Annotated in this window: 12 protein-coding genes; 6 read left to right on the top strand and 6 right to left on the bottom strand. The window is 71.4% G+C overall.

Translation table 11 applies throughout. The features are described 5' to 3' along the window. Window positions 1–114: 114 nt before the first annotated feature. Window positions 115–843: an SDR family NAD(P)-dependent oxidoreductase gene (locus tag ACWCO3_RS20540; protein ID WP_357845017.1), complete on the top strand. Its 729-nt coding sequence runs from the start codon at window positions 115–117 to the stop codon at window positions 841–843. 32 nt (window positions 844–875) lie between these two features. Here ACWCO3_RS20540 and ACWCO3_RS20535 read toward each other — a convergent pair whose 3' ends face one another. The 4 genes from ACWCO3_RS20535 to zwf all read right to left on the bottom strand — a co-directional run bounded on the left by ACWCO3_RS20535 (window position 876) and on the right by zwf (window position 4,809). Then, complete coding sequence (locus ACWCO3_RS20535) at window positions 876–1,001, bottom strand: MFS transporter small subunit (protein ID WP_269678893.1); 126 nt, start codon at window positions 999–1,001, stop codon at window positions 876–878. After that, the gene (locus ACWCO3_RS20530) at window positions 998–2,404 is read right to left on the bottom strand and encodes an OFA family MFS transporter (protein WP_450011493.1); all 1,407 of its coding nucleotides are present in this window, start codon (window positions 2,402–2,404) and stop codon (window positions 998–1,000) included. The genes ACWCO3_RS20535 and ACWCO3_RS20530 overlap by 4 nt, the downstream gene beginning before the upstream one ends. Window positions 2,405–2,544: 140 nt before the next feature. Next, the gene (locus tag ACWCO3_RS20525; protein ID WP_450011491.1) at window positions 2,545–3,363 is read right to left on the bottom strand and encodes a hypothetical protein; all 819 of its coding nucleotides are present in this window, start codon (window positions 3,361–3,363) and stop codon (window positions 2,545–2,547) included. A 66-nt stretch (window positions 3,364–3,429) separates the two neighbouring features. Beyond that, window positions 3,430–4,809 (bottom strand): glucose-6-phosphate dehydrogenase, encoded by a 1,380-nt coding sequence (zwf, locus tag ACWCO3_RS20520; protein ID WP_450011489.1) that lies wholly within the window; start codon window positions 4,807–4,809, stop codon window positions 3,430–3,432. Between the two features lie 154 nt (window positions 4,810–4,963). Between zwf and ACWCO3_RS20515 the strand changes: the two genes are divergently transcribed. From ACWCO3_RS20515 to ACWCO3_RS20495, 5 genes are all read left to right on the top strand, one after another. Continuing rightward, window positions 4,964–5,746: an alpha/beta fold hydrolase gene (locus ACWCO3_RS20515; RefSeq protein WP_450011487.1), complete on the top strand. Its 783-nt coding sequence runs from the start codon at window positions 4,964–4,966 to the stop codon at window positions 5,744–5,746. A gap of 163 nt (window positions 5,747–5,909) precedes the next feature. Next, on the top strand, window positions 5,910–8,498 hold the full coding sequence (lanKC, locus tag ACWCO3_RS20510; protein ID WP_450011485.1) for a class III lanthionine synthetase LanKC: 2,589 nt from the start codon (window positions 5,910–5,912) through the stop codon (window positions 8,496–8,498). A 6-nt stretch (window positions 8,499–8,504) separates the two neighbouring features. Further along, a complete protein-coding gene (locus ACWCO3_RS20505; protein WP_013734295.1) occupies window positions 8,505–8,624 on the top strand; it encodes a SapB/AmfS family lanthipeptide in 120 nt (39 codons plus the stop codon). Window positions 8,625–8,699: 75 nt separating this feature from the next. Continuing rightward, window positions 8,700–10,421 (top strand): ATP-binding cassette domain-containing protein, encoded by a 1,722-nt coding sequence (locus tag ACWCO3_RS20500; protein WP_450011483.1) that lies wholly within the window; start codon window positions 8,700–8,702, stop codon window positions 10,419–10,421. Then, a complete protein-coding gene (locus ACWCO3_RS20495; protein ID WP_450011482.1) occupies window positions 10,418–12,178 on the top strand; it encodes an ATP-binding cassette domain-containing protein in 1,761 nt (586 codons plus the stop codon). The genes ACWCO3_RS20500 and ACWCO3_RS20495 overlap by 4 nt, the downstream gene beginning before the upstream one ends. Window positions 12,179–12,196: 18 nt before the next feature. On the opposite strand, the gene ACWCO3_RS20490 is transcribed toward ACWCO3_RS20495, so the two are convergent. Together ACWCO3_RS20490 and ACWCO3_RS20485 are read right to left on the bottom strand one after the other, a co-directional pair. Then, window positions 12,197–12,781 carry a response regulator transcription factor gene (locus ACWCO3_RS20490; RefSeq protein ID WP_450011480.1) on the bottom strand — a complete coding sequence of 195 codons (585 nt, stop codon included), beginning with the start codon at window positions 12,779–12,781 and terminating at the stop codon, window positions 12,197–12,199. Window positions 12,782–12,902: 121 nt separating this feature from the next. Further along, window positions 12,903–13,508, bottom strand: coding sequence for a response regulator transcription factor (locus ACWCO3_RS20485; protein ID WP_450011479.1), 606 nt, complete (start codon window positions 13,506–13,508; stop codon window positions 12,903–12,905). Window positions 13,509–14,139 lie beyond the last annotated feature (631 nt).

Below are 14,139 nucleotides of genomic sequence, written 5' to 3'. Positions count from 1 at the left end.
ACCCCGCCACCGCCGAGCACCAACGCGCGCTGCATGTGACCCTCCTCTCGACGACCGGACCGCGCCGGTCACGGTAGCGTCGGCGCATCCTGCTCCGACAGCCCTGGAGGCACCGTGGCACCCGTCACCGTCATCACCGGCGGCGGTCGCGGCATCGGCGCGGCCACCGCCCGCCGCCTCGCCGCCGCCGGTCACCACGTCGCCCTGTGCTACCGCCGCGACGAGGCCGCCGCCGCGACCGTCCTGGCCGACCTGCACGCGACCGGAGCGAACGCCATCGCGGTACGCGCCGACACCACCGACCCCGACCAGGTCGCCGAGCTGTTCGACGCCGCAGCACAGCTCGGCCCGCTCACCGGCCTGGTCAACAACGCCGGTGTCACCAGCCTCATCGGACCCTTCACCGAGCTGCGCGTCGAGGACCTGCGCCGGGTCGTCGACGTCAACCTCGTCGGCTACGTCCTCTGCGCGCAGCAGGCCGCCCGGCGGCTGACCGACGGCGGCGCGATTGTCAACGTCTCCTCGGCCGCCGCGACCCTCGGCAGCCCGGGGGAGTACGTGCACTACGCCGCGGTGAAGGCCGCCACCGACACCCTCACCGTGGGTCTGGCCAAGGAACTCGCCCCGAAGGGCATCCGGGTCAACGCCGTCGCGCCCGGCATTGTGCGCACCGACATCCACGCCGACTCGGGCGTGCCCGACCGCCCCGACTCGGCTGTCGGCCGCATCCCGCTGGGCCGTGCCGGCGAACCCGACGAGATCGCCGCCGCCATCGCCTGGCTGCTCGGCCCGGACGCCTCCTACGCCACCGGCACGGTCCTGCGGGTGTCCGGCGGCCTGTGAGCCGGGACGCCGCGCGCCCCGGCTCACCGCTCTCAGTGGGTGAACAGCTTCGCCGCCGTGATGACGGTCTGCGCCACCCCGTAGCCGAGCAGCACCGCCACCACCAGCCAGGAGATCCACAACCGGGCCTGCTGCCCGTTACGGCTGTCGTCGCTCATCGCGTCCCACTCCTCTGCTCGGTCTTCGGCTCGTCCACATTCCCCGCCGGCTCGTGGTAGCGCTGCGGCACCGGCCGCACCAGCAGGTTCGCCACGAAGCCCACCGCGAGGACCCCCACCATGGTGAACAACGCCGGCCGGTACGCCGCCGCGGTCAACGTGCCCGGCTTGCCCTGCGCGTCGAGGAACCCGTTGACGATCAGCGGACCGGCGATTCCCGCCGCCGACCACGCGGTCAGCAACCGACCGTGGATCGCGCCGACCTGGAAGGTGCCGAACAGGTCGCGCAGGTACGCCGGCACGGTCGCGAACCCACCGCCGTAGAACGACAGGATCACGCAGGCCAACAGCACGAACAACGCCGTGGCGGTCTGCCCCACGAGGGCCAGCAGCGCGTACAGCACCATGCCGACACCCAGGTACACCAGGTAGATCGGTTTGCGGCCGATGACGTCCGACGTGGACGACCACACGAACCGGCCGGCCATGTTGAACAGCGACAACAGGCCCACGAACCCGCCGGCCGCCGCGACGGTCACCGCGGACGTGCCGTTGTCCCGGAAGAAGTCCTGGATCATCGGGCTGGCCTGCTCCAGGATGCCGATTCCGGCGGTGACGTTGCAGAACAGCACCACCCACAGCAGCCAGAACGAGCGGGTCCTCACCGCGTTCGCCGCCGACACGTTCGCCGTGGTGACCAGCGGTTTCGCCGCCACGCTGGCAGGGTCGAAGCCCTCCGGCCGCCAATCCTCGGCCGGCACCCGCACGTTCGCCACCCCGAACATCATGATCACGAAGTAGCCGAGGCCGAGCGTCACGAACAACCAGACCAGGGCGCTGCCCGACGCCGTCGACCCGGCGTTGGCCGGGTCGTAGCCGGGGTCGTAGAACGACAGGAGCTGCCGGGACAGGGGAGAGGCGACCATCGCCCCACCACCGAATCCCATGATCGCCAGACCGGTGGCCAGGCCCGGCCGGTCCGGGAACCACTTGATCAACGTGGAGACCGGGGAGATGTAACCGATCCCCAGACCGATGCCGCCGAGCAGGCCGTAGCCCAGATACAGCAACCACAGTTGCTTCGTGGCGATGCCCACCGAACCCACCAGGAAGCCCGTCGCCCAGAAGCAGGCCGAGACGAACATCGCCTTACGCGGCCCGTTCGCCTCCACCCAGGTCCCGGCGACCGCGGCGGACAACCCCAGCATCACGATCGCGATGCTGAAGATCACCCCGATCGCGGTCTGACTGGTGTCGAAGTGGGCGATCAGCGAGTTCTTGTAGACGCTTGTCGCGTAGACCTGGCCGATGCAGAGGTGGATGGCCAACGCCGCCGGGGGGATGAGCCACCGGCTGTAGCCGGGCGGCGCGATGGTGTGCCGACGATCGAGTGCGGAAAGCATGCGCTGCTTCCTCTCCGATGAGGACGAGACGTCCCCACAACGTGCCCCCCGCACACACCGGCGGCAAACCTCGGCAGCGCCGGGTGGTCGATACCGTGAGCTGAGCGGTCACTCAGCCACGCCGCCTGTCAGCCCCCGGGCTACGCCTGCCACACCCAGTTACGCCGCTCGTACAGCGGGCTCATGCCCAGCCGGCGCATGTTGTCCAGCGACGGATTCGACGAACCCGGCGCGGGCCGGCCCGTCTCGGCGGTGACCCACCGGCAACCGGCCGCCGCAGCCGCGGCCACCCGGGCCGCCAGCAGGCCCGACTGCGCGCCCCGACCCCGATGCGTCGGCAGCGTGGCACCGGTGTTGAGCGAACCGACCTCGCCGTGCACGAACAGGTTCGCGGCGGCCACCATCTCCGCACCGTCCCACGCGGCGAACGGACGGAAGCCGGGGTCGCGGACGCTCTCGGCCAGCATCGGCCCCAGGTGTTCCTCGGGCATCCCGAAACACCGCAGCACCACCGACGCCCACTCGTGCACCGACTCGTCCGGGACCGGACCGACCCGCAGGTCGGTGCCACCGGGCTTCAGGGCGTCGATCTCACCAGCGAGCTTGACCCACACACCGCCCGCCGTGATGTTCTCCCGCGCGCAGATCTCGTCCCAGTCCGCCGGCAGCCGGTCCGGGGCGATCTGAATGACCGCGCTGGGCGTGCCCTCGGCGCGGTAGACGTCGCACACCTGGGCGATCAACTCGCCGGTCACCGGCTCGTCGACGCCGAACCCGAGCGCCTTGGACCAGTAGCCGGTCGGGTCGTGTCGCATCGACAGCACCACCCCGCCGCCCATCCTGGCCGTCCGGATCCCGAGCGCGTCCCGGACGTCGGCCGACGCACCCGACTCGTACCGGAACATGAACTCGGCCTCGGCCAGTTCGGCGAGCGCGCCCACCGTCTCATCAGTTGCCATTCGGCACACCCTGCCAGGGCGCGGCGCGCTCCGACGCCGGCAACGCCGGCGCCGTGAGCAGCGCCACTACCGCAGGTCCGGGGCGTGCCAGCCGCCGGCGAGGGCCTCGGCGTCCGCCGGACCCCAGGTGCCCTTGTCGTACGACCGCACCGGTGCCGGCAGGTCCAGGATCGGCGCGACGATGCGCCACTCCTGCTCGATCGTCTCCGCGCGGGCGAACCGCAGGTGCTGCCCGTCCATCGCGTCGTCGAGCAACCGCTCGTACGCCTCCTGGCGGCGACCGAGCGCCGACCCGAAGTCGACGGACAGGTCCACCGGACGACTCGCGACCTCGGCGCCCGGGCTCTTCGCCTGGATCGACATCGTGATGCCGTCGCCACGCCCGAGGCGGAACCGCAACAGGTTCGCGGCGGTCACCGTGCCCCGCTCCGCCGGGATCAGCGACCGCTGCGGTTGCTTGAACTCGACCACGACCTCCGTCGCCGTCCCCGGCAGGGACTTACCGGTGCGCAGGTAGAACGGCACACCCGCCCAGCGGGGGGAGTCGACGGTCAATCGGGTCGCCACGAACGTCTCGGTGTTGGAGTCGGCGGCGACACCCGGCTCGTCGCGGTAGCCGGCGTACTGCCCCCGCACCGTGGACTCCGGCGACAGCGGCGCGATCTGCCGCAGCACCGCAGCCTCCGCCTCCCGGAACGCCGTCGTGTCGTCACTGGCGGGCGCCTCCATCGCGATCAACGCGACGACCTGCAGGATGTGGTTCTGCAACACGTCCCGGGTGGCGCCCACCGTGTCGTAGAACCCGGCCCGACCCTGCGTACCGAAAGCCTCCGCGAGGGTCACCTGGATGTTGTCGATGTGCTCGTTGTTCCACAACGGCTCGAACAACCGGTTGGCGAACCGGAAGGCGTAAAGACCCTCGACGGCCTCCTTGCCCAGGTAATGGTCGATGCGGAACACCCGCTCGCTGTCGAACGCCGCCCGCAGCGTGCGATCCAGCTCACGCGACGACTCCAGGTCACGCCCGAATGGCTTCTCCACGATCACCCGGCCCCGGTCGGCCAACCCGACCGCCGCGAGGCCCTCGACGACGGACCCAAACACCGCCGGAGGAATCGCCAGGTAGAAGACGGGCCGCTCGGCGTCGCGCAGACGCTCGGCCAGACGCTCGTACGTCGTCGGGTCGGCGTAGTCGCCGGAGATCATCGAAAGGTTGGCCGCCAGCCCGTCGAAGGTCTCCTCGTCGATCTCGTCGTTGGCCTCCAGCACCGACTTGCGGGCCATGGTGACGAGCTGCTGGTCATCCCAGGGGGAGCGGGCCACGCCGATCACCGGGACATTCAGGCGGTCGCGACGGGTCAACTCGTACAGCGCCGGGAACAGCTTCTTCGAGACGAGGTCTCCGGTAACGCCGAACAGCACCACCGCGTCTGAGCGCATGTGCATGGCACTTCCATTCGATCATCTGATTCTGATCTTCCGAACGGAGAACGGCGCGACCCACCCGCGGAATTCCCGGCGGGCGACGCACGTAAGGTCAGCCACAACGACTGCGCTCACCGGGACCCCCCCGCTCCACCACCCGATGCAGAATTCGACAATGCGCCTCACATTCGACCAGTCAGCGGGAACCGGGCCGAAGATCATCTGCCTGCCGATGTTCAGCATGACCCGCGTCGCCACGGCCGCCGCCCTGGCACCCGCCTTCGCCGACGCCGACCTGCACGAGACGTACCTCGACCTGCCCGGCCACGGAGACACCCCCGCAACCTGCCCGGCCACCTCCCAGGCGGTGCTGGACGGGGTGTGCGCGTGGCTCGACGACCACGTCGACGCGCCCGTCCTCCTGGCCGGCGCCTCCTACGGGGCGTACCTCGCCGCCGGGATCGCCCGCCAACGACCCGAACTCGTCCGCGGCCTGCTCCTCGTCTGCCCCGGTATCACCATCGCGCCGAGCAGCCGCACCCTGCCCGAGGAGCGCCCGACACCGGGACCCGCCGGCTGGCTCGACGAGGCCCCCACCGACCTTCGCGCGCACCTCGACGCCGCGCTGGGCCACCGCACCCCGGCCGTCGTCAGCACGGTGCTCGCCGCCCTCGCCGCCGGCGGCCCCGGCGACGACACCTTCCAACGGACGCTGCGGAGCGGCCCCGGGTACGCGCTCCCGGACGAGCACGTCGACACACCCTTCCACGGGCCCGTCACCGTGCTCACCGGCCGACAGGACGGCGTCGTCGGGTACGCCGACCAGTTCCACGCCATGCGCCGCTACCCCCGTGGCACCTACACCACCATCGACCAGGCCGGCCACTACCTGCCCTTCGAACAACCGGCCCTGCTGCGCGCACACGCCCAGGACTGGCTGCGGCGAACCCGCACGTAAGCGACCGACCCGGCAGCAGACCCTGACTTTTGTCATGAACACCTGTGCACCACGCATCGAACCTCATGACTAACTGCACTGTGGGGCGCCCCGTCCCGTCCACGAGACTCGATCCAGAGCGCCGGCACGACAGCCGGCCAGGTTCGAGACGGGAGGCGGGACGGTGGACGAGCGCTACGACAGCTACTGCGCCGCTGATCGACTGTTCTACGACTCGCTCGGCGCCGCCGTCGCGCAACCCGTCTTCCCGGCCGCCGATCGGCCGGTGCCGCACGGATGGCGCCGCGAGCCGCTCGACGACTGGCTGATCTACGGCCCGGACGGCGGCTCACTGCCCCAACAGGGCTGGAAGATCCACATCTCGGCCACGCTGGCCAACGCCGAGCGGATACTCGACACCGTCTTCGACTACTGCGTACCCCGAGGTCTGTCCTTCAAGTTCCTGCGCGGACCCCGCACCCTGCTGCTGCGTAACTCCAAGTACGCCGCCCGAGCCGCCAGCGGCAAGTTCGTCACGGTCTACCCACGCGACGACGCGGAGCTGGAGCTGACCTGCAAGGAACTCGACGAACTGCTGGCCGGCGAGCCCGGACCGTACGTCCTCAGCGACCTGCGCTACGGAACCGGACCGGTCCACGTGCGCTACGGGGGCTTCGCCGCCCGCTACTGCCACTCCCCGGACGGCCAGGTCGTGCCGGCGATCGAGGACGACTCCGGCACGCTCGTGCCCGACCGCCGCGAACCCGTGTTCCACCTGCCGGCCTGGGTCACCCTGCCCGACTTCCTCGGCCCCCACCTGGCCGCCCGCAACGACACCAACACCAACGAGGTGCCCTACCGCATCGAGCGGGTCATCCACTTCTCCAACGGCGGCGGACTGTACGTCGGCCGCGACCTGCGCACCGACACCCAGGTGGTCCTCAAGGAAGCCCGGCCGCACGCCGGCCTGGACGCCGACGGCACCGACGCCGTCGCCCGGCTGGCCCGCGAGGCCACGGCCCTACGGCAACTCGCCGACCTACCGCAGGTCCCGCGCGTACACGACGAGTTCACCCTCGGCGAGCACCACTTCCTCGCGCTCGAATTCATCGAGGGCCGACCGCTGAACAAGGCGCTCGTCGACAGGTACCCCCTCATCGACGCCGACGCGACGCCCGACGACCGCACGGCGTACACCCGCTGGGCCCAACACGTCTACGAACAGGTCGACGCGCTCATCACGGCGATCCACGACCGCGGCCTGGTCTACGGCGACCTGCACCTGTTCAACATCATGATCCGCCCCGACGACCAGGTCGCCCTCGTCGACTTCGAGGTCGCCGCGCCGATCGCCGGACACCGCCGCCCCGGGCTGCGCAACCAGGGCTTCGCGGCCCCACGCGACCGCACCGGACCTGCGGTGGACCGCTACGCCCTGGCCTGCCTGCGACTGGCGCTGTTCCTGCCGCTGACCCAACTGGTCCGCCTCGCCCCCGCCAAAGTGGCACACCTGGCCGACATCATCGCCACGAACCTCCCGGTGCCCCGGTCCTTCCTCGACCCGGCCGTCCAAGAGATCACCGGCGACGCACCGGCCACCACCGCCCCCGACGGGCACCTCGGCGACTGGCCGACCGCACGGGACCGACTGACCACGGCCATCGTCGCCAGCGCCACACCCGAACGCGACGACCGGCTCCACCCCGGCGACATCGAACAGTTCCGCACCGGCGGCCTCAACCTCGCCCACGGCGCGGCAGGCGTCCTGTACGCCCTACACGCCAGCGGCGCCGGCCGACAGCCCGAACACGAGCAATGGCTGGTACGGCGAGCAACGGCACCACCCTCCGGCACCCGCTGCGGCTTCTACGACGGCCTGCACGGCGTCGCCTACGCCCTGGAACACCTCGGCCGCCGACAGGACGCCCTCGACGTCCTCGACATCTGCCTCCGCGAACCCCTCGACGGGCTCGACCACAGCCTGCACAGCGGACTGTCCGGGATCGCCCTCAACCTCGCCGAACTGGCCGCCCGCACCGGCGAGACGACGCTGCGCGACGCCGCCTGGCAGGCCGCCGAACGTGTCATCGACCAACTCGCCGACGACCCCGGCCCCGACATCAGCGGCGGACGCCACCCGTACGCCGGGCTGCTCCGCGGCCGCACCGGCGCGGCGCTGATGGCCCTGCGACTGCACGAACTGACCGGCGACGACACCCTGCTCCGGCACGCCGCCACCGCACTACGGCAGGACCTGCGCCGCTGCGTGGTACGCCCAGACGGCGCACTGGAGGTCAACGAAGGCTGGCGGACCATGCCCTACCTGGCCAACGGCAGCGTCGGCATCGGACTGGTCATCGACCAGTACCTACGCCACCGCGCCGACGACCAGTTCACCGAGGCGAGCGCGGGCATCCGCCGCGCGGCACGCTCACCGTTCTACGCCCAGTCCGGGCTCTTCGCCGGCCGCGCCGGCATCATCACCTACCTCGCCGCCTCACCCGACGACACCGACCGCCGCGACCTCACCGCGCAACTGGACCGGCTGACCTGGCACGCGCTGCCGTACGCCGGCGGCACCGCCTTCCCCGGCGAACAGCTGCTGCGCCTGTCCATGGACCTCGGCACCGGCACCGCCGGCGTGCTGCTCGCGCTGGCCTGCGCCCAGCACGACACACCACCGACGCTGCCGTTCCTCACGCCCCTCACGGGCGCACCGACCCCCTCGCCACAACGAGGGCACCTTCTCCACCGACGAAACGAAGGGAGGTGACACGACATGGCGCTTCTGGACCTCCAGGGCCTGGAGATGGCTCCGGCCGACCGCACGGGTGGCGGTAGCCGGGCGAGCCTGCTGCTCTGCGGCGACAGCTCGCTCTCCGTCACGACCTGCAACTGATCCAATCGCGCACGGTTGCCCTGGGCGGGTAGACGTACCCACCCAGGGCGACCGCGCATCACCGGGAGGGAACCGATGTCGGCGTTCGCCACGGGCGACCGGTTGCTCCGACGCACCGCCCTGGCCGGCGGCGGCTGGACCGCCACACTCGCAGCGGTCGCCCTGCTCGGCGCGACCGCCGAACTCCTGCTCCCCGCAGCCCTCGGCCACGCCGTCGACACCGCCCTCACCGGCGGCTCCGGCTGGTGGACCGCCTGCGCGCTCGTCCTCGTCCTCATCTGCGTCGACACCCTCAGCGACCTGGCCACCGGACTCGGCGCGGCACGCGCCACCGCAGGGCTACGCCGCCACCTGCTACGCCACCTGTTCACCCTCGACGTCCGCGCCACCCGCCGCCACCCGGTAGGCGACCTCGTCGGCCGGCTGGTCAGCCAGGCCGCCGACGCCGGACAGGCCGGCAACGCCCTCGTCCTCGCGACCGTGGCAGTTCTCCCACCACTGGGCAGCGTCGTCGCGCTCACCATCATCCACCCCACCCTCGGGATCACCCTCCTCGCCGGCCTGGGCCTCCTCACCGTCCTCATGCGAGCCTTCGTCACCGACGCCTCGACCGCGACCGCGAACTACCAACGGGTCCTGGGCGGCATCGCCGGCCGACTCCTGGAATCACTCAACGGCGCCCGCACCATCGCCGCCGCCGCCACCACCCACCGCGAACAGGAACACGTCCTCGCCGCCCTACCCACACTGAACCGGTACGGCCACCGCGGATGGACACTCCTGGCCACGGCAAGCGCCCGCACCGCCGCCGTCGCGCCGCTGCTGCACCTCAGCGTCATCGCCGTCGGCGGATACGCCCTGACCGTCAACTGGCTCACACCAGGACAACTGGTCGCCGCGGTCCGCTACGCCGCCCTCGGCGCCGGACTCGGCGGCGTACTCGCCACCCTGAACCACCTGGTCCGCAGCCGCGCCGGCGCGCACCGCATCGCCGACGTGCTCGCCCAACCCGCCGCACCCACCGGCACCCGACCCCTGCCACCCGGCGGCGGCACACTACAACTCCGCGCGGTCAGCGTGCACACCGACGACGGCCGCACCATCCTGGACCGCATCGACCTGGACGTACCAGCCGGCGCCACCGTCGCCGTCGTCGGCACGTCCGGCGCCGGCAAGTCGACCCTCGCCGCCATCGCCGGACGACTACACGACCCCGACACCGGCGACGTACGACTCGACGGCGTACCCCTGCGCCACCTCGACCCGGCCGCGCTGCGCCGCGCCGTGGGCTACGCCTTCGACCGACCCGTCCTGATCGGCGCGACCATCCACGACGCCATCGGCCTGGCACTGCCGACCGAGTCGGCGACACCACCACCCGAACCAGCCCCGGCCACACCGGCCGTCCTCGCCGCCACCCGCGCCGCGGCCATAGCCGACGTCGTCGAACGACTCCCCGACGGCTACCGCACCCCACTGACCCACACACCACTGTCCGGCGGCGAAACCCAACGCCTCGGCCTGGCCCGCGCCTTCACCGCCGACCGACTACTCATCCTCGACGACGCCACCTCCAACCTGGACACCGCCACCGAACACCGCATCACCCAGGCAACCACCCGACGAACCGACCACCGCACCCGACTCCTGATCACCCACCGGCCCGCCACCGCCGCAGCCGCGGACCTCGTCGCCTGGCTGCACACCGGCCGGCTACGCGGCCTCGCGCCACACCACCAACTCTGGGCCGACCCGGAATACCGCGCCGTCTTCACACCCACAAGCAGCGCGCCGTGACCCACCCCGGCGTACGACAGGTCACCTGGCGGGCCGCACTGGCACGCCGACGGGACCTGACCCGACTCGCCGGCTGGTCACTCGTCGAAGCGATACCCGCACTGCTCTCCGGCTACCTGGTCGCCCACGCCGTCGACGAAGGATTCCTGGCCGGGCGTCCCGTCACCGGCCTGGCCTGGCTGGGCGCCCTCGCCGCCGCCGTACTGCTCGGCGCAGCGGCCACCGGCCGCACATACCGGTGCCTCGGCGCCGTTGTCGAACCCTTCCGCGACGAACTCGCCACCCGCATGGTCCGGGGAGCGCTGCACGACGCCACCCGACCCGGCGCACACCCGGACAACGCAGCCCTGGCCCGCCTGACCCACCAACTGGAAATCGTCCGCGACACCTTCGCCGGCCTGCTCATGGTCACCCGCGGCTTCCTCTTCGCCGCCGGCGCCGCCCTCCTCGGACTCCTCGCCCTGGCACCCGTCGTCGCGGCGCTGGCCGCCGCGCCACTGGCCGCCGGCCTGGCCGTGTTCCTCGCCGCACTACCAGCCATGATCACGCACCAACGCACCTACGTCCGCACCGGCGAACACCTCAGCCACTCGGCCGCCACCGCCCTGACCGCGCACCGCGACGTCCTCGCCTGCGGCGCCCAGACACGCGTCACCACCGACGTGGACCAGCAGGTGTCCGCACAGGCCACAGCGGAACGCACCCTCGCCCGGATGGCCGCGATCCGCAGCCTCAGCCTCGGCATCGGCGGCTGGCTCCCACTGATCGTCCTACTGATCGCCACACCCTGGCTGGTCGAACGGGGCCTGACCGCCGGCGCGGTACTGGGCGCGCTCATCTACATCTCCACCGGCCTGCAACCAGCCCTGCACACCCTGCTCCAAGGCATCGGCGGCGGGGGACTGCGCTACCTGGTGACCCTGGAGAACATCCTGCGCACCTACCCGGAACCCGACACCACCCACCCGACCAGATCCCACACCCCACCCCGGTCGACCACCAACCCGACCCCAGCCGCCGAGATCCGCAACCTGACCTTCCGCTACGGCCCACACGCCCGACCCGTCCTGGAAAACCTCTCGCTGACCCTCAACCCCGGCGACCACCTCGCCGTCGTGGGCCCCAGCGGCGCGGGCAAATCCACCCTCGCCGCCCTCCTCGCCGGCCTGCTACCGCCACAGACCGGCACGGTCCACCTCGCCGGCCACCCGGTCACCGGCACCGAACCAACAATCCTCGCCACCAGGCGGGTACTGGTCCCGCAGGAGGCATACATCTTCACCGGCCGACTCGCCGACAACCTGCGCTACCTACGGCCCGACGCCGACGACCACACCCTGGAAACCGCCATCGACACGCTCGGCGCACGCCCCCTGGCCACCCGACTGGGCGGCCTGACCGCGCCGATCACACCAGCCCAGCTCTCCAGCGGCGAGCGACAACTCATCGCCGCCGTCCGCGCCTGGCTCGCACCCGCCCCACTGGTGATCCTCGACGAAGCCACCTGCCACCTGGACCCGGCACTGGAGGCAACCGTCGAAGACGCCTTCGCCCGGCGACCCGGCACCCTGGTCGTCATCGCCCACCGCATCAGCTCCGCGATCCGCGCCCACCGACTACTCGTCCTCGACGGCACCGAACCCCAGGCCGGCACCCACGAGCACCTGCTGGAACACTCCACGACCTACCGGCTGCTCATCGGCCACTGGCAGGAGCGCACCACACCACCCCTGCCCACGCCAACGCGACGCGGGTGAACCCACCACCCACACCGCTCAGATCCAACCCGCCTCACGCGCCACCCGCACCGCCTCTACCCGCGTACGCGCACCAACCTTGCGGGCGATCCGACCGAGATGGTTGCGAACCGTCCCACTGGTCAACCCCAACGACACCGCGACCTCCGCCACCGGCGCCCCGTCCGCGGTCAACGCCAGCACCTCCGTCTCCCGCTCGGTCAACGGCCCGTCCGCGTGCAGCGCCGCGACCACAAGGTCCGCGTCGAGCACCGGCTCCCGTCGAGCCAGCAGACGAATCCCCTCGACCACCCGCTGCGGAGCGACATCACTGCGCAGGATGCCGATCATCCGCGTCCCGCACCGCATCCCACGCAACCGCCCCGCCCTGCGCGGATCAGCCAACACCAGCACCGGACACTGGCCCAGACGGCTGGCCCCGACGCCCTCGACGAAATCCAGATCAGCCACCACCACGTCGGGACGCCCATCCCGCACCGCCTCGGGAACCGCGTCACCCCGGTCCACCTCCGCCACCACCCGGATGTCGTCCTCGGCGGCAAGGACGAACGACAGCGCCCCCAACACCAGGGCACTGTCCAACGCGAGCAGGGTACGGATCATCACGAACCTTCCCGTGCACCCCCACAATAATCACCCATCGTCAGCATTCAAACACGCATCCGACGCATCCGCACGGCGGGGGAGCGGGCCCGGTCGCACCACCGAACCCGCCCCCCAACTGCTACAACCAGCCGTCACACCGCGCGCGCCACACCGCCTCCAACCGGTTACGCGCACCGGTCTTGGCAAGGATCGCCGACAGATGATTACGCACCGTCCCATGCGCCAGATGCAGACGAACGGCGATCTCCTTCAGCGGAAGACCCTCGGCAGCCATCCGCAGCACGTCCATCTCCCGCGGCGTCAACGGACTCTCCGCCGGCCACAACACCGCCGCCGCCGCACTCGGATCGAGCGCCCGCTCCCCGGCGGCAACCGTACGGATCGCCCGCACCAACTCCGGCAGCGAACCATCCTTGCCGACCAGACCACGCGCACCGGCCGTCAACGCCGCTTCCACCAGCGCCGGACTCCACCGGGGACTCATCGCCAACACGGCAACCTCCGGCGCCTCCACACCAATCCGGGTCACCACCTCCACCGGATCAGGCAGATCCGGCGTCAACGCGAGCACCACCACCTGTGGGCGGTACCGCCGAACCACCTTCACCACATCGCCGACACCCTCCACGTCAGCGACAACCTCCATGTCCTCCTCGCCCGACAGCGCGGCGCTCAGCGCCCCGCGCAGCAAACCCATCTCCTCGGCGACAACAACGTGGATCACCACGTCTCTCCGATCTCAGATGCGCGTCAGACAGCCACCCACCCCGGACAACCCACAGGGTTCGGCACGGCCGGTCACGCGCGACAGACGGACAGGCATCGGCCCGCACCGCCGTCACCTACCGACGGGCACGGGCACCGATCGGCCCGCAGGTCGACCTGCCGGAGCAGACCAACCCCCACGCCGACCCGGCCCACGTCAGCCAGGCCGCGCACCCACCGACGGGAAGCCGGCCGCCACCACGAGTGGCACCACATCGAAGACCTGTTCAGAGCAGGTGGGTGACGGGCGGGCCACCGCAGACCCCGACCCCGACCCCGGCGGCGACCTGTCACCGGCACCGACGGCATCCTGATCGACCGGCGCCACCGGGCCGGCCGGTGCCACCGGCCACACCGGACCGCCCACAACGGCAGGCGTCAGACCCGACCACCCGGCACCGCGCGCAGGCGACGCCGCCCCGCTCACCAACCCGCCAGCGAACACCTCCGCCGACGACGACGGCGAAACCACGCGTACCGGCACGACCATCGGTTGCACCGGCGACGCCCACACCGCCTGACCCGCCGCGCCGGACACCGCGACGGGAGCGCACCCCGACACCGGCCGCTCCGGCGCCGGTCCCGACACC

The organism is Micromonospora sp. NPDC002411 (genome assembly GCF_053592955.1).
The sequence above is the reverse complement of the archived record's forward strand: the minus strand, read 5'-3'. Positions and strand labels throughout refer to the sequence as shown.

Bases quoted from the DNA above. Each gene is read 5' to 3' on its own strand.
- ACWCO3_RS20535 (WP_269678893.1), bottom strand. From the start codon at position 1,001: ATGAGCGACGACAGCCGTAACGGGCAGCAGGCCCGGTTGTGGATCTCC.
- ACWCO3_RS20530 (WP_450011493.1), bottom strand. From the start codon at position 2,404: ATGCTTTCCGCACTCGATCGTCGGCACACCATCGCGCCGCCCGGCTAC.
- ACWCO3_RS20525 (WP_450011491.1), bottom strand. From the start codon at position 3,363: ATGGCAACTGATGAGACGGTGGGCGCGCTCGCCGAACTGGCCGAGGCC.
- zwf (WP_450011489.1), bottom strand. From the start codon at position 4,809: ATGCACATGCGCTCAGACGCGGTGGTGCTGTTCGGCGTTACCGGAGAC.
- ACWCO3_RS20515 (WP_450011487.1), top strand. From the start codon at position 4,964: ATGCGCCTCACATTCGACCAGTCAGCGGGAACCGGGCCGAAGATCATC.
- ACWCO3_RS20505 (WP_013734295.1), top strand. From the start codon at position 8,505: ATGGCGCTTCTGGACCTCCAGGGCCTGGAGATGGCTCCGGCCGACCGC.
- ACWCO3_RS20500 (WP_450011483.1), top strand. From the start codon at position 8,700: ATGTCGGCGTTCGCCACGGGCGACCGGTTGCTCCGACGCACCGCCCTG.
- ACWCO3_RS20490 (WP_450011480.1), bottom strand. From the start codon at position 12,781: ATGATCCGTACCCTGCTCGCGTTGGACAGTGCCCTGGTGTTGGGGGCG.